This window comes from Actinotalea sp. JY-7885 (assembly GCF_014525465.1).
In the GTDB taxonomy this organism is placed as follows: Bacteria; Actinomycetota; Actinomycetes; order Actinomycetales; family Cellulomonadaceae; genus Actinotalea.
In genome coordinates, this window is the sequence record NZ_JACEXH010000059.1 from 1 (window position 1) to 17,847 (window position 17,847).

Genomic DNA, 17,847 nt, shown 5'->3' on the forward strand with positions numbered 1-17,847 from the left:
CGGCCTCGCGCGCCTCCCAGAGCGCCCGCACGACGGCCAGGCGGCGTCGGTCGCGCACGGTCTGGAGCCCCGACGTCCGGCGCCACGGGTCGACCCGCGGCGGCGCGGGGGGCGCGGTGCGGACGGCCTCGAACTCCTGGCGCGCCCACTCGGCCTTGCCCGCAGCCTCCAGGCGCGCGCCCAGCTCGCGCCGCAGGTCCGTGAGCACCTCGACGTCGAGCGCGGCGTACAGCAGCCAGTCGCGCGGCAGCGGGCGGGTCGACCAGTCGACCGCGGAGTGCTCCTTGGCCAGGCCCAGGCCCAGGACGTCGGCGACCACGGCCGCCAGTCCGACGCGCGGCATGCCCAGCAGGCGGGCCGCGAGCTCGGTGTCGAAGACGGCGTCGGGCCGCAGCTGCTGCTCCGCGAGGCCCGGCAGGTCCTGCGACGCCGCGTGCAGGACCCACTCCACGCCCTGCAGCGCCTGGCCGATGCTCGACAGGTCGGGCAGGGCGATCGGGTCGATGAGGACGGTGCCGGCGCCGTCCCGGCGCAGCTGCACGAGGTAGGTCCGCTGCCCGTAGCGGTAGCCCGACGCGCGCTCCGCGTCGACCGCCACCGGGCCGGTGCCCGCGGCGAGCGCGGCGGCGGCCTCGGCGAGCGCGCCCGGGGTCTCCACGACGTCCGGGACGCCGTCCGCCGGCTCCCGCAGCGGGGTCACCTCCGGGGCGTGCGGGACGTCCGGAGCCTCCTCCGGATCGCTGGCGGCAGACTCGACGGAGGGGACGTGCGGCATGACGTCCAACCTACGTGCTGGGCGCCGCCCGGCGCGCCAGGCGCGCGCTCAGGCCAGGAGCTCGTTGCGGATCGCGTACGCGACCATCTCGGCGCGGTCGCCCGTGCCGACCTTGCGCGAGATGCGCGCCAGGTGGCTCTTGACCGTGAGCGCCGACAGGTCGAGGTGCTCGCCGATCTGGCGGTTCGAGCGGCCCTGCGCCACGAGGCCGAGGACCCCCAGCTCGCGCGCGGTGAGCTCGGGGCCCGGTGCGGGCGGCGCGACGGGCGGCTTGGCCGCGATGCGCACGGCCCCGGGGCTCTCGGCCGTTACCGCGCCGCGGACGCCGCCCCCGAGCAGGACGACGAGCTCGCGCCGTCCGGACTTGCGGGTGAGGAGCACGGCGCGGGTCGACTCCCGTCGACGCAGGGAGCGCACGAGCATGTGACCATCGCCGTCGGCGATCTCCGGCACCACGAGGCACAGCGGCCCGGTGCCCGGCGCGACCCGCGGGGAGGGCGGGTACGTGGGGCCCGCTGCCCGTGCCGCCCCGGTGACCGGTCGACGGGCAGGGGCGCGGTTCGCCGGTGTTGTCCGGACGTGCTCGACGGTCACGGGAAGCTCCACACTGCCAGGCGGGACGATCTGTGCTCCTGCTATCGGCAGGTTGTCCCGAGGGCTTGAGCCCCGATTCCCGACCGCCTTCAGCGGCGCCGGCCCAGCGTGGAGACGCCGTCCGGCAGGGGCGGCAGACCGGCCGCCTGGCACAGGAGCGTGGCCCAGGCGCCCAGGTGCGCGCCCGCCTCGCCCTCGGGGGACCAGGAGGCGCGGATCTCGACCTCGGACTCGGACTCGCGCTCGGCGAGGGTCCCGAACGTCTCGGAGGCCACGCGGGTGACCGTCCCGCCCAGGGCGTGGTGCGGCACGTCCGCGAGCGCCTCGGTGACCCACGACCAGGCCGCCTCGCACAGCAGCGGGTCCGAGCCGGTCTCGGGGTCGAGCGTCGCCCGCACGAGCGTCACCGCACGGAAGGTGCCGTCCCACGCCTCCTGGCCAGCCGGGTCGTGGAGGAGGACGAAGCGGCCGGACGCTGCGTCGTCGTCGGGCCCGGTGCCGGAGCCGGCGACGTCGGCCGTGAGGGCGACGGCGTACGGGGCGATGCGCGCGGGAGCCGGGATCTCGGTGAGACGGACCTCGGGACGCAGCCGCTCGTCCCGCAGGGCGTGCAACGCGCGCACGAACTCCTGTGGCACTCCGGCGCCGGCGGTGATCACGTCTCGCAGAGTACGTGCGAGGTCCGACACCGGCGGGGACCGCCGCGCGGACACCCCGGAGCGTCACCTGCGTGCCTCGGTAGGCTGGCCCGAACCGTCACCTCCCGAAGGGAAGTCCTCGAGCATGACTGCACGCGCGCAGATCGGTGTCACCGGGTTGGCCGTCATGGGTCGCAACCTCGCGAGGAACTTCGCCCGTCACGGGTACACGGTCGCCGTGCACAACCGGTCCTACGCGAAGACCGAGTCGCTCATCGCGGACCACGGCGACGAGGGCGACTTCGTCCCGTCGCAGACGATGGCCGACTTCGTCGCCTCGCTCGAGCGCCCGCGCAAGGTCGTCATCATGGTCAAGGCGGGCGGCCCGACGGACGCGGTCATCGCCGAGCTGGTGCCCCTCCTGGAGGAGGGCGACATCGTCATCGACGCGGGCAACGCGCACTTCCCCGACACGCGCCGCCGCGAGGCCGAGCTCAAGGCGCACGGCCTGCACTTCGTCGGCACGGGCGTCTCGGGCGGTGAGGAGGGCGCGCTCCTCGGCCCCAGCATCATGCCGGGCGGCTCGCGCGAGTCGTACGAGTGGCTCGGCCCGATCCTCGAGGACATCTCGGCCAAGGTCGACGGCGTGCCGTGCTGCACGTACGTGGGCTCGGACGGCGCGGGCCACTTCGTCAAGATGGTCCACAACGGCATCGAGTACGCGGACATGCAGCTCATCGCCGAGGCGTACGACCTCCTCAAGCACGGGCTGGGTGCGTCCGCCCCGGAGATCGGCGAGATCTTCGCCGAGTGGAACACCGGCGACCTCGAGTCGTTCCTCATCGAGATCACGGCCGAGGTGCTCGCGCACACCGACGCGGCGACGGGCCTGCCGTTCGTCGACGTCATCCTCGACCAGGCGGAGCAGAAGGGCACGGGCCGCTGGACGGTCCAGAACGCGCTCGACCTCGGGGTCCCGATCACGGGCATCGCCGAGGCGACGTTCGCGCGCGCCCTGTCGGGCTCCGTGCCGCAGCGCACCGCCGCGCGGGGGGTCCTGCTCGCCGACGCGCAGGCGTGGGACATCGCCGACCGGGAGGCGTTCGTCGAGGACGTGCGGCTGGCGCTCTACGCCTCCAAGGTCGTCGCGTACTCGCAGGGCTTCGACCAGATCGCGGCCGCGTCGGCCGAGTACGGCTGGGACATCGACCGCGGCGCCATGGCGCGGATCTGGCGGGGCGGCTGCATCATCCGGGCGCGCTTCCTCAACCGGATCACCGAGGCCTACGAGCGCCGGCCGGACCTGCCGCTGCTGCTCGCTGACGACTACTTCTCGTCCGCCGTGGGCAACGGCGTCGCCGCGTGGCGCCGGATCGTCGCGGCGGCGGCGCTCAACGGCGTCCCGACGCCCGCGTTCTCCTCCTCGCTCGCGTACTACGACGGGGTGCGTGCCGAGCGGCTGCCGGCCAACCTCATCCAGGCGCAGCGCGACTTCTTCGGGGCCCACACCTACCGCCGGACCGACCGCGAGGGGACCTTCCACACCGAGTGGACGCTCGACCGGTCCGAGAGCCCCGCGTGACCCAGGGCTCCGGCACGGCGGGAGGGCTCGCGCCCGCGCCGCCGCTGATCACGCGCGCGGAGGGTCGCTCGGCCGGGGGGCGGGCGTTCCAGCCCGTCATCCTCGGCGCCGACATCGGCGTGTACGCGCTCGCGCGCGCCTTCCACGAGGGGTACGGCGCGCGGTCGGTCGTCGTCAGCATGACGGTGACCGGCCCCGTCGCCGACTCGACGATCCTCGAGAACGTCGTGCTGGGCGGGGACGCGACGCCCGAGGACCTCCTGGCCGCGCTGCGGGACGTCGCCGCGCGCTTCGCGGGGGACCCGGACGCGCCCCAGCTGCTGCTGCTCGCCAACACGGACTGGCTGGTGCGGTTCCTGGTGACGCACCGCGCCGAGCTCGAGCAGTGGTACACCGTGCCGTTCCTGGGCGAGGAGCTGCTCGGCCGGCTCGCGGACAAGGCCAGCTTCGCGGAGCTGTGCACCGAGCTCGGCATCGCGACCCCGCGCACGGTGGTGCAGGACTTCACGACGGCCGACGACGCGGGCTGGGCGCCCGTCGGGGTGGACCTGCCCTTCCCGGTCATCGCCAAGGCGGCCAACAGCGCGGACTACGAGCGGCTGAGCTTCGCGGGCAAGAAGAAGGTCTACCAGGTCGATTCGGCGCCCGAGCTGGCGGCGCTGTGGGTGACGCTGCGCGACGCCGGCTTCCGGGGCCGCTTCGTCGTGCAGGAGATGGTCCCGGGCGACGACACGCAGATGCGCTCGATCACCTGCTACGTCGACACGCGCGGGGTCGTGACGATGTCCTGCTGCGCGCACGTGCTCCTCGAGGAGCACACGCCCAGCGGGCTCGGGAACCCGGCCGCGATGATCACCGGGCGGTTCGACGACATGCTCGAGCAGGCGCAGCGGCTGCTCGTGAGCACCGGCTACGTGGGCTTCGCCAACTTCGACGTCAAGGTGGACCCGCGTGACGGGTCCGCCCAGTTCTTCGAGGTGAACCCGCGCATCGGGCGCAACAACCACTACGTCCTCGCGGCAGGTGCCAACCCGGCGCGCTTCCTCGTGGCGGACCGGGTCGACGGCGAGGCCGTGGCGCCGGTGTCGGTCGAGCGCGAGGTGCTCTACTCGATCGTCCCGCACCGCCTCCTGCTGCGGTACGTCCTGGACCCCGCGCTGCGCGCGAAGGTCCAGGACCTCATCCGACGCCGCGCGACGGCGCACCCGCTGCGCTACCGCGCCGAGACGCGCCTGCGTCGGCGCCTGTACGTGGCGGCGGCGGCGGTCAACCAGGTGCGCAAGTTCCGCCGGTACTACCCGGAGGTCACCGGGACCGGCCTGTAGCGGCGCGGCGGGACGTCGCCCGCTGCTGCTGCCACGCGCGCCGCAACCCTCGTACCGTCGGACCATGCCCTGCCGACTGACGGCCCTCGCGTTCGACGCGTACGCCCCCGGGCGCCTGGCGCACTTCTGGGCCGCGATGCTCGCACGGGACGCGCTCGACGACGCCGGAGGTGGCGTACTGCTCCCCGGGTCGCGGACGCAGCTCGGCCTGCGGTTCGTACCGCAGCAGGCTCACGAGGTCGGCCGGAACCGGAGGCACCTGCACCTCACCAGCACGAGCGCAGCCGATCAGCGGCAGGTCGTCGAGAGCGCACTCCGGCTCGGCGCCCACCACCTCGATGTCGGGCAGCGACCCGAGGAGGGGCACGTGGTGCTGGCCGATCCCGAGGGCAACGAGTTCTGCGTGATCGAGCCGGGGAACGCCTACCTCGCCGGCTGCGGCCCGCTCGGTGAGCTCACGTGCGACGGCACCCGGGACGTCGGGTTCTTCTGGGCGGCGGCGCTGGGCTGGCCCCTGGTGTGGGACCACGACCAGCAGACCGCGATCCAGTCCCCCGAGGGTGGCACCAAGATCTCGTGGGACGTGTGGGACGCGCCGGCCGTGCCGGGGGAGAGCCCGCGGGACCGGCTACGGCTCGAGCTCGCCCTGACCGCCGGGGACCTCAGCCAGGAGACCGAGCGACTGGTCGCGCTCGGCGCGCTGCGCCTGGCCACGGACGACGGCGCGGTGGTGCTCGCCGACCCCGGCGGCAACGAGTTCCACCTCGGTGCCTCCCCGACCCCCAGGTGACGTACCACGCCGGGCGGCGGGCGTCTCAGCCGAGCTGGCTCGTGCCGCTGTAGAGGTGCAGCACCGGGACGTGCAGCTCCTCGCGGGCCCGCGAGGCCCAGTCGGTGTGGAACGTGTCCTCGAGCGCGTGCGGCTGGGTGACGACCACGACCTCGCGCACGGTCGCGTCCTTGACCGCGGCGCGCAGCGCCGGCAGCGGGTCGTCGGCCACGACGACGCCGTCGGCGCGCACCCCGGCCGCCACCAGTGCCGCGACGCTCGCGGCGAGCTGGTCCTCGGCCGTCGCGCGCGCACGGACCGGCGACGGCTCGCGACCCAGGACGTCGTCCAGCGCCTCGCGGAGCTCGCCCATGCTCAGGTGGTCGACCAGCGACACGAGGAGGTTGCGCTCCGTGTCGGCGGGCACCAGCACGTGGTACCGGACGTCCTCGCCGGTGTGCAGCGCGGTGATGTGCTCGACGTCGGCGGTGGTCAGGGAGTCCTCGCTGAGGAGGAGGATGGTCTCGCTCACGTCGGCAGCGTAGCCGCCGGACCTAGTCTGGGCGCCGTGGACGCATCCCGGCGCACGGCCGACCAGGGGCCCGCGCCGGTGCCGGGCGGGCCCGTCGCGGACCGCGTCGTGCTCGTCGCGGGCGGCACCGGCGTCGTCGGTGGTCACGTGGTGCGGGCCGCCCTGGACGCCGGGGCGCGCGTCGTCGTCCCGACGCGACGCCCGCCCGGCGCCGTCGGGCGAGGGCTGCCCCGCCACGATCGCCTCGTGCGCGTGACGGTGCGCGACTGGGCCGACCCCCACGAGGTCCCCGCGGCGCTCGCCGCGCACGGCTGGACGGCCGACGCGGTGGTCGCGGCCCTCGGCGGCTGGTGGATCGGCACGCCGCTGGTCGGCCTCGAGCCGCTCGTGTGGCGCCAGGTGCTCGACGACAACCTCACCGCGCACTTCCTCGCGGCGCGGGCGCTGGTGCCGCTGGTCGGCGCCGCGGGCGCGCGCCGCGACCCCGTCTACGTCGCGCTCAACGGTGCTGCCGCGCGCGTGCCGATGGCCCTGTCGGGCCCCGTGAGCGTGGCCGGCGCGGGGCAGCGGATGCTCTTCGACGTGCTGCGGGCCGAGCTGGCGGCGGGCGCGGGACCGCGGGTCCGCGTCCACGAGGTCGACGTCCTCGCCGCCGTGGCCGGCGACGACCGCAACCTCGACCCGGTGGCCGAGATCAGCGGCGACCGCGTCGCCGCGGCGGTGCTCGGCGTCCTCGCGGACGCGTCCTCCCCACCGGTGGTGGCGCTCCCCGCCCCGGACGCGCGGTGACGGGCGTCGCCTGGGACGACAACGCGTCACCCGGGCACGTGCGCCCGGTGGGGAACTAGGGTGGCGGCGTGAGTCCAGCGGCGAGCCTCGTGGGTCGCCGCCCGGAGGTCGCGGCGGACGAGCTGCTGGCCCAGCTGACGCCGCCCCGGCACTTCGCGGACGCGTCCTTCGACTCCTACCTGCCCGACCCCGCCCACCCGAGCCAGTCGGCCGCGCGCGAGCGGCTGGTCCAGGTCGCGGAGCGGCTCGGGCGACCCTCCCGGCGGGGGTGGCTGCGCCGACCCCCGGCCCCGCCGGCCGTGTACCTCGACGGCGGCTTCGGCGTCGGCAAGACCCACCTGCTCGCGGCGCTCGCCCACCGCACACCGGACGCGGCGTTCGGCAGCTTCGTGGAGTACACCCACCTGGTCGGGGCGCTCGGCTTCGCGCCGACGGTCGCGGCCCTCTCGACGCGCCGGCTCGTCTGCATCGACGAGTTCGAGCTCGACGACCCGGGCGACACCCTGCTCATGTCGCGCCTGCTGCGGGAGCTGTCCGACGCCGGCGTCGGGTTGGCGGCCACGTCGAACACGCTGCCCGAGCAGCTCGGCGAGGGCAGGTTCGCGGCCGAGGACTTCCTGCGCGAGATCCAGGCGATGTCCGACCGGTTCGAGGTGCTGCGCATCGACGGACCGGACTACCGCCACCGCGGTGGCGGTCACCGCCTCGAGGCGCTCGACGACGACGTCGTGCGGCAGGTGACGTCCGGCACGCCGGGGGCGACGTGCGACGACTTCGGCGCCCTGCTGGCGCACCTGCGCACCGTGCACCCGAGCCGCTACGGCGCGCTCGTGGAGGGCGTGGCGACCGTCGGGCTCACGGGGGTCGGCCGGGCGCGGGACCAGGCCGACGCGCTGCGGCTGGTCTCGCTCGTCGACCGGCTCTACGAGGGCGACGTCCCCGTGCTGCTCGGGGGCGACGCCGATCCCGTGCTGTTCGACGACGCGATGCTCCGCGGTGGTTACCGCAAGAAGTACCTGCGCGCCCTGTCCCGCCTCGGCGCCCTCGCGCAGGACGGCCGGGGGCGCGTCGCGCGCTGACGGCCGGGGCGCGCCCGACATGCCGTACGGGGCGGCCGGACCCTCGCGTCCGTGGCGCGCCGCCCGCCGGGTCAGGCGCGGCGGTGCACGACGGCGACCCCGCGGCCGTCCAGCGTGAGGGTCCCGTCGCCGCGGTGCACCTCGCCGAAGGAGGCGAGCAGCGCGCCGGTGAGCGGCACGGCGGCGCCCTCGTCGCTGACCGACGCCACGACGCTCACCCGGCCGCGGTGGAGGGCGAACCAGCCCTCGCCGAAGTCCGCGCAGGTCTCGGCCAGGTCGCCGGACGCGATCTCCGGCACCGAGCGCCGGATCGCGATGAGGTCGGTGTACCAGCGCAGCAGCGCGGCGTTGCCCGGCTGCGCCGCCTCGGACCAGTCCAGCCGGCTGTCCGCCACGGTCGTCGGCGCCTGCGGGTCCGGGACCTCGACGTCGCCGCCGTAGATCTCCTCCCAGCCGTGCCCGGCGAACTCCGAGCGGCGACCCTGGCGGATGGCCTCCACCAGCTCGGGCTCCTCGTGGTCGGTGAAGAACTGCCACCGGGTGCGCGCGCCCCACTCCTCGCCCATGAAGAGCATGGGCGTGAAGGGCGAGAGCAGGACGAGCGCGGCGGCCGCCGCGAGTCCGGCGTCGTCCAGGTGCTCCGACGGCCGGTCGCCCAGCGCCCGGTTGCCGACCTGGTCGTGGTCCTGGCTGAAGACCACGAAGCGGTGACCGTCCGTGCCGGGCGGGACGGGCGCGCCCCAGTCCCTGCCGCGGAAGGTGGAGTGCGTGCCGTCGTGCAGGAAGACGCGCGTGAGGACCTTCTGGAGCGCCTCGGGGGAGCCGAAGTCCACGTAGTACCCGTGACGGTCGCCCGTGAGGTAGGCGTGCAGCGCGTGGTGGACGTCGTCCGCCCACTGGGCCGTCATCCCGAGCCCGCCCTGTGCGGTCGGCGTCACCATGGTCGCGTCGTTGAGGTCGGACTCGGCGACGAGCGAGAGCGGGCGGCCCACCTCCTCGGCGAGCGCGGCGACCTCGTCCGCGAGCTCGGCCAGCAGGTGGCGGGGGGAGTCGTCGACGAGCGCGTGGACCGCGTCCAGGCGCAGCGCGTCGATCCGGAAGTCGCGCAGCCAGCGCAGCGCGTTGTCGATGACGAAACGGCGGACCTCCGCCGACCCGTCGCCGTCGAGGTTGACCGCCTGGCCCCACGGGGTCTCGTGCCGGTCCGTGAAGTACGGGCCGTAGGCGTGCAGGTAGTTCCCGGACGGGCCGAGGTGGTTGTAGACCACGTCGAGGCACACCGCGAGCCCGCGCTGGTGCGCGGCGTCCACGAAGCGCTGCAGCGCCGCCGGCCCGCCGTACGGCTCGTGCACGGCGTACAGCGCGACGCCGTCGTACCCCCAGCCGTGCACGCCGGGGAACGCGGCGACCGGCATGAGCTCGACGACGTCGACGCCCAGCGCCACCAGGTGGTCCAGCCGCCCGACGGCGGCGTCCAGCGTGCCCTCGGGCGTGAACGTCCCCAGGTGCAGCTCGTAGACCACGGCACCGCGGACGTCGCGGCCCGCCCAGGCGCCGTCGCGCCACGCGTGCGCCGACGTGTCGAAGGTCCGGCTCGGGCCGTGCACGCCCGCCGGCTGCCAGGCGCTGCGCGGGTCGGGCCGCGGGTCGTCGCCGTCGAGGACGAACGCGTAGTCCGTGCCGTGGCCCAGGCTGACGGGCGAGCGCCACCAGCCGCCCGGCTCGGGCAGCATCGCGTGGCGCTTGCCGTCACGGCCGGGCAGCTCGATCTCGGCCAGCTCGACGTCGGGCGCCCAGACGCGCGGCGTGATGCCGCCGTCTGCCGCGGCGCTCGCCTCAGCCAGGGCGGGGTACCGGGCGGGGACGGGGGTCTGCTCGCTCACCCCTCAAGCCTGCCCGGCGGGCACGAGGAGGGCCACCGGAAGGTGCTCGAGCAGCAGCTCGAGCGGGACGACGCCGCCGTCGATGGTCCGGCCGGTCAGGACGTCGGTCCACCGCCACTCGGGGATGGCGACGGTGTGCGCGCCCCAGCCGCCGAGGCGCTCGAGCGAGAGGGCGAGGCGCGTCGCGACGGTGATCGCCGCCGGCACGCCGGCCTCGGTCCGGGCGAACGCGAAGGCGTTGCCCGTCGACGCGGGCAGGGGCGCGTAGCCCGCCTCGGGCCCGACGAAGCACCCGGGGCGCTCGCGCCGCACCCGCAGCGCGCGCGACGTGACCACGAGCTTCTCCTCGTCGAGCGTGCGCGGCGGCTCGGTCTCGAGCCGCTCGAGCATGCGCTCGAGCCCGGCGACGTCGACCGGGCGCCGGTTGTCCGGGTCCACGAGCGCCACGGCGGAGACCTCCGTGCCCTGGTAGACGTCGGCCACCCCCGGCAGGGTGAGCTGGACCAGCTTCATCCCGAGCGTCGCGGCCCGGATCCCCGGCGCCGCGCGTCGGGCCCAGTCCTCGTAGGCCCCGAGGACCTCCGGCGCCGTGAGCAGGTGGCGGGCGAACCCGAGGACGGCCTCCTCGTACGGCTCGTCGGGGGCGGTCCAGGACGTGTGCGACTTCGCCTCGCGGATCGCCTTGGTGAGGTACCCCAGGAGGCGGTCCTCGGCGATCGGCCCGCCGTCCCACGTCCCGGCCAGGGTCTGCCACAGGATGTTCTCGGTGCGGCCGTCGAGCAGCACGGGCCGCGTCTCGCCGGTCAGCGACCGCAGGTGGTCGACGTGCTGCGACCACTCGACCGGCAGCTCGGACAGCACGCCGAGCCGGGCCCGGACGTCCTCGCTGCGCTTGGTGTCGTGGGTGGACAGGCCGGTCATCGCCACGGGGGCGTGCGCCTGCGCCCGGGCCGCCCACGCGTGCAGCTCCTCCGGGCTGATGGCGAACCGCTCGGGTGCGCCGCCGACCTCGGCCAGCGAGAGCAGCTGGGTCCAGCGGTAGAACGCCGTGTCCTCCACGCCCTTGGCCATCACGGCGCCGCAGGTCTGCTGGAACCGCACCACGAGCTCGTCGCGGCGCGCCTCCCGCGTGCGCCCGGCGGAGCCGATCTCGCGGCCCAGGAGCATCTCGGCGAGGAGGTCGAGCGTCTCGAGGCGGTCCTCGTCGAGCCGGGTGCGGGCGAGCGCGACGCACTCGGCGAACGCCTCCTGCACGTCGGGGTGCACGGGCTCGCCGGGGCGCACGTAGTAGCGGTACCTGTCGCACGCGACCACGAGCTCGACGAGGCACTCGTGCAGCGAGCGCCAGGTGTGGTCGCGCAGGCGCACGTCGTCGCGGCAGATGTCGGCGGCGAGGTCCGCCAGGCGGTGGACCTCCGCGTACAGGGGCCCGGCGACGATCTGCCGCTTGGCTTCCTCGATCATGCGCGGCAGGGCGTCGGTGGTGTCGCCGGTGAGGCGGTGCATCACGGCCCCGAGCTCGCCGCCGCCGCCGGGGTCGACGAACGTCGCGTGGACGCGCCACATGGCGTCGTACCCCGTGGTGCCGACGCTCGCCCAGTCCTCGGGCAGCTCCTCGGTGGGCGCGAGGATCTTCTCGACGGCCACCCAGGCGCCGTCGGTCGCCGTGGCGAGCCGCTCGAGGTAGCCGTGCGGGTCCGCCAGGCCGTCGGGGTGGTCGATGCGCAGGCCGTCGACGACGCCGTCGCGCACCAGGCCGGTCACGACCGCGTGCGTGCGGTCGAAAACCTCGGGGACCTCGACGCGGACCGCGGCCAGCGTGCCGACGTCGAAGAACCGGCGGTAGTTGAGCTCCTCGTCGGCGACCTTCCAGTACGCCAGCCGGTAGTGCTGGCGGTCGACCAGCTCCGCCATCGGCAGGCTCTCGGTACCCGGCCGCACGGGGAAGACGTGGTCGTAGTAGCGCAGGACGGTGCGGGGGCCCTCCAGGCCCGGCACCTCGATCTCGTCGAGCGTGAGCTCTCCGTCCGCGAGCACCGCGCCGATGCGCCGGCCCAGGACGGGCATGAGCAGCGCGCCCTCGCCCGCGGACCAGTCGACGTCGAACCACGAGGCGTACGGGGACTCGGGCCCGTCCGCGAGCACCGACCACAGGGCGTGGTTGTGCCACACCGGGGTGGGCACCGCCATGTGGTTGGGCACGATGTCCACCACGAGCCCGAGGCCGTGCTCGCGCGCCGTCGCGGCCAGGCGGTCCAGCGCCTCGCGCCCGCCGAGCACGGGCGAGATCTCGTCGTGGTCGACGACGTCGTAGCCGTGCGTCGAGCCGGGTGCCGCGCTGAGCAGAGGGGACAGGTACACGTGCGTGACGCCGAGCCGTGCCAGGTACGGGACCTGGCGCGCGGCGTCGTCGAGCGTGAGGTCCGCGTTGAGCTGCAGCCGGTAGGTCGAGACGGGGACCGGCCGACCCTCGCGCGGCCGCCGTCGCGCCGGACCCTGCCGCTCCGTGGCCGGCTCGGGGCTCACTCGCCCACCCGCCGGGTCAGCACGAGGGTGCTCCGTCCCGTGATCTCGACCGCCGCGCCCGCCTTGACCTCGGCGCCCGTCTCGAGCGTGTGGTCGGTGTCCAGGACGCAGGTCCAGACGGTGCCGTACTCCGCCGGGGGCAGCGTGAACGTCACCGGCTCGGGCGCGGCGTTGTAGAGGACCAGGAAGCTGTCGTCGACCACCGGCTCGCCGCGCGGGTCGGGCTCGACGATCGCCTCGCCGTTGAGGAACACCATCACGGCGCGCGCGAACCCGTTGTTCCAGTCCTGCTCCGACATGTGCTCGCCGTCGGTGGACAGCCAGGCGATGTCGCCGAGGTCGGACTCGCCCCCGTGGTGCGGGTTGCCGGAGAAGAACCGGCGGCGGCGCAGCACCGGGTGGTCGCGGCGCAGGTGCACGAGGGCGCGCGTGAACTCCAGGTGCGTCTTGGCCCGCTCGTCGAGGTCCCAGTCCATCCAGGTGATCTCGTTGTCCTGGCAGTACCCGTTGTTGTTGCCGCCCTGGGTGCGGCCGATCTCGTCGCCGTGGGAGATCATCGGCACGCCCTGGGAGAGCAGCAGCGTGGTCAGGAAGTTGCGCTGCTGGCGCCAGCGCAGCTCCAGGACGTCCGCGTCGTCCGTCGGACCCTCGACGCCGCAGTTCCAGGAGCGGTTGTGGCCCTCGCCGTCCTTGTTGTCCTCGCCGTTGGCCTCGTTGTGCTTCTCGTTGTACGAGACCAGGTCGTGCAGCGTGAAGCCGTCGTGGGCCGTGACGAAGTTGATCGACGCGATCGGCTTGCGGCCCGTCTGCTCGTAGAGGTCCGAGGAGCCCGACAGGCGGCTGGCGAACTCGGCGAGCGTGGAGGGCTCACCGCGCCAGAAGTCGCGCACCGTGTCGCGGTACTTGCCGTTCCACTCCGACCACAGCGGGGGGAACCCGCCGACCTGGTAGCCGCCGTCGCCGACGTCCCAGGGCTCGGCGATGAGCTTGACCTGGCTGATGACCGGGTCCTGCTGCACGAGGTCGAAGAACGCCGAGAGCCGGTCGACCTCGTGGAACTGACGGGCCAGCGTGCTCGCCAGGTCGAACCGGAACCCGTCGACGTGCATCTCGTTGACCCAGTAGCGCAGCGAGTCCATGAGCAGCTGCAGGACGTGGGGGTGCCGCATGAGCAGCGAGTTCCCCGTGCCCGTCGTGTCGTAGTAGTGCGCCGGGTCCGTGTCGACCAGCCGGTAGTAGGCGCCGTTGTCGATGCCGCGGAAGCACAGCGTGGGGCCCAGGTGGTTGCCCTCGGCGGTGTGGTTGTAGACGACGTCGAGGATCACCTCGATGCCCGCCTCGTGCAGCGCCTTGACCATCTGCTTGAACTCCTGCACCTGCTGGCCCGGCACGGGCGAGGAGGCGTAGCCGTTGTGCGGCGCGAAGAAGCCGATCGTGTTGTAGCCCCAGTAGTTCGACAGGCCCTTGTCCTGGAGCGTGGGGTCGTTGACGAACTGGTGCACGGGCATGAGCTCGATCGCGGTGACCCCGAGGGCGACCAGGTGCTCGATGATCGCCGGGTGCGCCATGCCCGCGTACGTGCCGCGCAGCTCCTCCGGGATGCCGGGGTGCTGCATCGTCAGGCCCTTGACGTGGCCCTCGTAGATCACCGTCTCGTGGTAGTCGCGCAGCGGCGGCCGGTCGTGGCCCCAGTCGAAGAACGGGTTGATGACCACGGACTTCATGGTGTGGGCGGCGGAGTCCTGCGTGTTCAGGGAGTCCGGGTCGCCGAAGTCGTAGGAGAAGAGCGCCTGGTCGCCGTCGATCTGCCCGTCGATCGCCTTCGCGTACGGGTCCAGCAGGAGCTTCGAGGGGTTGCAGCGCAGGCCCTTCTCCGGCTCGTACGGGCCGTGCACCCGGTAGCCGTAGCGCTGACCGGGCTGGATGGTGGGGAGGTAGGCATGCCAGACGAACGCGTCGACCTCGGGGAGCTCGATCCGGGTCTCCGTGCCGTCGTCGTCGAAGAGGCACAGCTCGATCCGCTCGGCCACCTCCGAGAAGAGGGCGAAGTTGGTGCCGGTGCCGTCGAAGGTCGCGCCGAGGGGATAGGGCTTGCCGGGCCAGATCTGCATGGCGCAAGACTGCCAGCAGGGTGGGACACGCGCGCTCCGAAGCGAGCGCGCGAGACGGGGCAGTGGCGCAGGACACGTCGTCCACGCCGCGCCGCACCGCGGCGCCCCCGCGCCGCTCGGCGTGCGGGCCGGGCGACCCGGTGCGACCGTGGCCCCATGAGCGAGCAGACACCTCAGGAGAACGCCGCCGGCTACGACCCCGCCCGGGACCAGGACGCGGACCCGGAGAGCCTCGAGCCCCGTCAGGGGTCGCAGGCGTCGGGCGCCGAGAGCACAACGCAGGGCGACCCGGACGCCGACCCGGACATGCTCAACCCGCGCGAGGTCGAGTCCGGGGACGAGCTCTGACGCAGCGCCTCGACGCCGGGGGGTGGCGGGCATGAGGGTCGTCGTCGTCGGTGCCAGCGGCAACATCGGCACCGCGCTGCTGCGCACCCTGCGGCGCGAGGAGGCCGTCGACTCGGTCGTCGGCATCGCGCGCCGCGTGCCGACCACGACGCCGCCCGCCCCCTACGACGTCGCCCGGTGGGTCGGGACCGACCTGGCGGCCGGCCCGGACGAGCCGGTCGTGGCGGCGCTCGCGGACGCGATGGCGGGCGCCGACGCCGTCGTGCACCTGGCCTGGGCGATGCAGCCCAGCCACCGGCGCGACGTGCTGCGCGCGACGAACGTCGACGGCACCGCGCGCGTCATCGAGGCGGTCGCCCGCGCCGGCGTGCCCCACCTGGTCGTCGCCTCCTCGGTCGGCGCGTACGCGCCCGTCCACGACGACGTGCCGCGCACCGAGGACTGGGCGACGCAGGAGGTCCGCAGCAGCTCCTACAGCGTCGACAAGGTCGCGGTGGAGCGGCTCCTCGACGAGGCCGAGGTGCTCCACCCGTGGCTGCGGATCGCTCGCGTGCGGCCCGGGCTCGTCTTCCAGCGGCGTGCCGCCGCCGGGATCGAGCGGTACTTCCTCGGGCCCGCGGCGCCGGCCGCGGCGCTGCGGCTCGGGCGGCTGCCCGTCCTGCCGTGGCCGCGCGGCGTGCGCATGCAGGCGGTGCACGCCGACGACCTCGCGCAGGCCTTCCGCGCCATCCTGCTCGACCAGCAGGCGGGCGCCTTCAACGTCGCCGCCGACGACGTCCTCGGCGCGGCCGAGTTCGCGCAGGTCCTCGGCCACGGCCGGTACGTCGAGGTGCCCGTCGCCTCCGTGCGCGCCGCCGTGCAGGGCGCCTGGTACGCGCACGGCGTGCACGTCAGCCCGGGCTGGGTCGACCTCGCCGCCGGGATCGCCCTGATGTCGACGCAGCGCGCACGGACGGTGCTCGGCTGGCGACCCACATGGACCGCTCAGGAGGCGCTCGCCGATCTGGTCGACGGCCTGGCGCACGGGTCGGGGACAGCGAGCCCGCCCCTGCGGCCCCGGTCACGGGCCAGGCGGTCCCTGCTCGGGGGACAGGCCGCCGAGCGCTGAGGCGTGCGCCCTGGGCCGAGCCCGGGCCCGACGCCTCAGTGGTGCCCGCCGTCCGCGGCGGCGCCCTCCTCCGACTCGACCTCGGCGCGCCGACGCCGTGCCCCGCCCGCGCCACCGGTCGCGAGGTGCAGCAGCGCGCCGGCGCCGAGCAGGATGCCGGCGAGCAGGAAGTGCTGCGGCTCCTGCTGGGTGAGCAGGACGAGGCAGCTCGCGATCGCCAGGTACGGGATCACGGTGGGCGCGCGGAAGTGGTCGTGCTCGACCGTCTCGCGGCGCAGGACCAGCACCGCGACGTTCGTGCTGAGGAAGACCACGAGGAGCAGCAGGACCACCGTGGCGGCCAGGTCCACGAGCTCGCCGGTGAGCGCGAGCACGATGGCGACGAGCGTCGTGACAGCGATGGCGACCCACGGCGTCCGGCGGCCCGGCAGCACGCGGCCGAGGACGCGCGGCAGCAGCCCGCGGTCCGCCATGCCGTAGGCGAGCCGGCTGGCCATGATCATCGTCAGCAGCGCGCCGTTGGCGACGGCGATGAGCGCCACGACGGCGAAGAGCTGCGGCGGGATCCCGCCGAACGCCTCGACCACCTCGAGCAGCGGTCCGGACGACTCCGACAGCGTCTGCGGCGCGACGACCGCCGGTGCGACGTAGCCCACGGCGAGGTACACCACCCCGGCGGTCACCATCGACCAGAACAGGGCTCGCGGGTAGACGCGGCTGACGTCGCGGACCTCCTCGGCCAGGTTGGCCGACGTCTCGAAGCCGACGAAGGAGTAGAACGCGATGAGCGCGCTGCCCAGCACGGCCGCGCCCGCCGTGGTGCCCTCGGGCACCTCCAGAGGCCCGACGCCGGCGCCGTCACCACGGCCCAGGACGATCGCGCCGACCACGATGACCAGCACCAGGCCGGCCGTCTCGATCAGCGTCATGGCGACGTTGGCGCCGAGCGACTCCTTGATGCCGCGCGCGTTGAGCAGCGCGACCAGCACGAGGAAGACGATCGCGGTCACCGGCACGGGGACGTCCACGAAGGCGCCGAGGTAGTCGCCGGCGAACGCGAGGGCGAGCCCGGCCGCGCTGACGACACCCGCGGACAGCATCGAGAACCCGACGAGGAAGGCCACCAGGGGGTGCCGGAAGGCGCGCTCCGCGAAGACGGCGGAGCCGCCCGCGCGCGGGTACTTCGTGACCAGCTCGGCGTAGGAGCACGCCGTGAGCAGCGCCATGAGCAGAGCGAGCGCGAACGCGAGCCACACGGCCCCGCCCGCGACGCCGGCCATCTCGCCGACGAGGGCGTAGATGCCCGCCCCGAGCACGTCGCCCAGGATGAACAGGTACAGCAGGGGACCGGTGACCGCGCGACGGAGCCTGGTCGGGTTCTCGCCCGGGGCGCTCGTGGCGGCTGGTTCGTTCGAGGACATCCCCGGAGTATCGGCACGGACGCGCCCGCGCGCGCGGCGAGAGGGCGCGCCGTGGTGCCACGCCGCCGGCTCAGCGCGCGATGCGCTCCACGAGCGCGCCGAACAGTGCCGGGATGCCGGCCGACACGGGCACGATCCCGGGCCGCAGCGGCGACGTCGCCCAGGCCACGAGCCCGCCCGTGAGCACGCGGTAGTCCCGGGTCGCGTCCGACCAGGCGCGCTCGTACGCGCCGGGGTCCTCGAGCGTGAGCACCGCGGCCCGGGCCTGCGCGAGCCCCACCCGCAGGCCCTCGCCCGTGAGCGCGTCCACGTAGCCGGACGCGTCCCCGACGAGCCGCACCCGGCCCGCCGCGCGCCGGGCGGCCTG

The 17,847-nt window shown here is 74.5% G+C and carries 15 protein-coding genes and 1 pseudogene; 7 read left to right on the top strand and 9 right to left on the bottom strand.

The window, feature by feature from the left end; translation table 11 throughout:
* From IDM29_RS07410 to IDM29_RS07420, 3 genes are all read right to left on the bottom strand, one after another.
* The coding region (locus IDM29_RS07410; RefSeq protein WP_188037367.1) for a ribonuclease D at positions 1 to 775 on the bottom strand (775 nt) is incomplete at its 3' end.
* Between the two features lie 48 nt (positions 776 to 823).
* On the bottom strand, positions 824 to 1,369 hold the full coding sequence (locus IDM29_RS17660) for a LuxR C-terminal-related transcriptional regulator (protein WP_309232690.1): 546 nt from the start codon (positions 1,367 to 1,369) through the stop codon (positions 824 to 826).
* Between the two features lie 89 nt (positions 1,370 to 1,458).
* Complete coding sequence (locus tag IDM29_RS07420; protein WP_182111291.1) at positions 1,459 to 2,028, bottom strand: DUF3000 domain-containing protein; 570 nt, start codon at positions 2,026 to 2,028, stop codon at positions 1,459 to 1,461.
* A gap of 124 nt (positions 2,029 to 2,152) precedes the next feature.
* Between IDM29_RS07420 and gndA the strand changes: the two genes are divergently transcribed.
* The 3 genes from gndA (at position 2,153) to IDM29_RS07435 (ending at position 5,704) form a co-directional block, all read left to right on the top strand.
* Entirely contained in the window at positions 2,153 to 3,589 is a 1,437-nt protein-coding gene (gene gndA / locus IDM29_RS07425) for an NADP-dependent phosphogluconate dehydrogenase (protein WP_182111290.1), read from the top strand.
* Positions 3,586 to 4,914 carry a hypothetical protein gene (locus IDM29_RS07430; protein ID WP_309232691.1) on the top strand — a complete coding sequence of 443 codons (1,329 nt, stop codon included), beginning with the start codon at positions 3,586 to 3,588 and terminating at the stop codon, positions 4,912 to 4,914. Before gndA ends, IDM29_RS07430 begins: the two co-directional genes overlap by 4 nt.
* 64 nt (positions 4,915 to 4,978) lie before the next feature.
* Positions 4,979 to 5,704 carry a VOC family protein gene (locus IDM29_RS07435; RefSeq protein ID WP_182111289.1) on the top strand — a complete coding sequence of 242 codons (726 nt, stop codon included), beginning with the start codon at positions 4,979 to 4,981 and terminating at the stop codon, positions 5,702 to 5,704.
* A 25-nt stretch (positions 5,705 to 5,729) separates the two neighbouring features.
* On the opposite strand, the gene IDM29_RS07440 is transcribed toward IDM29_RS07435, so the two are convergent.
* Positions 5,730 to 6,215, bottom strand: a complete 486-nt coding sequence (locus IDM29_RS07440) for a hypothetical protein (protein WP_182111288.1) — start codon at positions 6,213 to 6,215, stop codon at positions 5,730 to 5,732.
* Positions 6,216 to 6,251: 36 nt separating this feature from the next.
* Here IDM29_RS07440 and IDM29_RS07445 point away from each other — a divergent pair, with 36 nt between their 5' ends.
* Both IDM29_RS07445 and zapE read left to right on the top strand, forming a co-directional pair.
* Complete coding sequence (locus IDM29_RS07445) at positions 6,252 to 7,004, top strand: SDR family NAD(P)-dependent oxidoreductase (RefSeq protein ID WP_182111287.1); 753 nt, start codon at positions 6,252 to 6,254, stop codon at positions 7,002 to 7,004.
* Positions 7,005 to 7,072: 68 nt separating this feature from the next.
* Entirely contained in the window at positions 7,073 to 8,083 is a 1,011-nt protein-coding gene (gene zapE / locus IDM29_RS07450) for a cell division protein ZapE (protein WP_182111286.1), read from the top strand.
* Positions 8,084 to 8,154: 71 nt separating this feature from the next.
* Here the strand turns inward: zapE and treZ are convergent, their stop codons facing one another.
* The 3 genes from treZ to glgX all read right to left on the bottom strand — a co-directional run bounded on the left by treZ (position 8,155) and on the right by glgX (position 14,603).
* Positions 8,155 to 9,894: a malto-oligosyltrehalose trehalohydrolase gene (gene treZ / locus IDM29_RS07455; RefSeq protein WP_182114175.1), complete on the bottom strand. Its 1,740-nt coding sequence runs from the start codon at positions 9,892 to 9,894 to the stop codon at positions 8,155 to 8,157.
* Between the two features lie 75 nt (positions 9,895 to 9,969).
* Positions 9,970 to 12,492 carry a malto-oligosyltrehalose synthase gene (gene treY, locus IDM29_RS07460; protein ID WP_182111285.1) on the bottom strand — a complete coding sequence of 841 codons (2,523 nt, stop codon included), beginning with the start codon at positions 12,490 to 12,492 and terminating at the stop codon, positions 9,970 to 9,972.
* On the bottom strand, positions 12,489 to 14,603 hold the full coding sequence (glgX, locus tag IDM29_RS07465) for a glycogen debranching protein GlgX (protein WP_182111284.1): 2,115 nt from the start codon (positions 14,601 to 14,603) through the stop codon (positions 12,489 to 12,491). Before glgX ends, treY begins: the two co-directional genes overlap by 4 nt.
* Positions 14,604 to 14,759: 156 nt before the next feature.
* Here glgX and IDM29_RS07470 point away from each other — a divergent pair, with 156 nt between their 5' ends.
* Positions 14,760 to 14,951: a hypothetical protein gene (locus tag IDM29_RS07470; RefSeq protein WP_182111283.1), complete on the top strand. Its 192-nt coding sequence runs from the start codon at positions 14,760 to 14,762 to the stop codon at positions 14,949 to 14,951.
* A gap of 31 nt (positions 14,952 to 14,982) precedes the next feature.
* On the top strand, positions 14,983 to 16,059 hold the full coding sequence (locus IDM29_RS07475; RefSeq protein ID WP_182111282.1) for an NAD-dependent epimerase/dehydratase family protein: 1,077 nt from the start codon (positions 14,983 to 14,985) through the stop codon (positions 16,057 to 16,059).
* A gap of 35 nt (positions 16,060 to 16,094) precedes the next feature.
* Here the strand turns inward: IDM29_RS07475 and IDM29_RS07480 are convergent, their stop codons facing one another.
* Positions 16,095 to 17,480: an APC family permease gene (locus tag IDM29_RS07480; protein WP_182111281.1), complete on the bottom strand. Its 1,386-nt coding sequence runs from the start codon at positions 17,478 to 17,480 to the stop codon at positions 16,095 to 16,097.
* A 70-nt stretch (positions 17,481 to 17,550) separates the two neighbouring features.
* A pseudogene (locus IDM29_RS07485) lies at positions 17,551 to 17,847 on the bottom strand (monooxygenase); the annotation flags it as partial.

Excerpts from the sequence above, each read along its gene's own strand:
- IDM29_RS07470 (WP_182111283.1), top strand. The coding sequence starts at position 14,760 with ATGAGCGAGCAGACACCTCAGGAGAACGCCGCCGGCTACGACCCCGCC.
- gndA (WP_182111290.1), top strand. The coding sequence starts at position 2,153 with ATGACTGCACGCGCGCAGATCGGTGTCACCGGGTTGGCCGTCATGGGT.
- glgX (WP_182111284.1), bottom strand. The coding sequence starts at position 14,603 with ATGCAGATCTGGCCCGGCAAGCCCTATCCCCTCGGCGCGACCTTCGAC.
- IDM29_RS07435 (WP_182111289.1), top strand. The coding sequence starts at position 4,979 with ATGCCCTGCCGACTGACGGCCCTCGCGTTCGACGCGTACGCCCCCGGG.
- IDM29_RS07475 (WP_182111282.1), top strand. The coding sequence starts at position 14,983 with ATGAGGGTCGTCGTCGTCGGTGCCAGCGGCAACATCGGCACCGCGCTG.
- IDM29_RS07480 (WP_182111281.1), bottom strand. The coding sequence starts at position 17,480 with ATGTCCTCGAACGAACCAGCCGCCACGAGCGCCCCGGGCGAGAACCCG.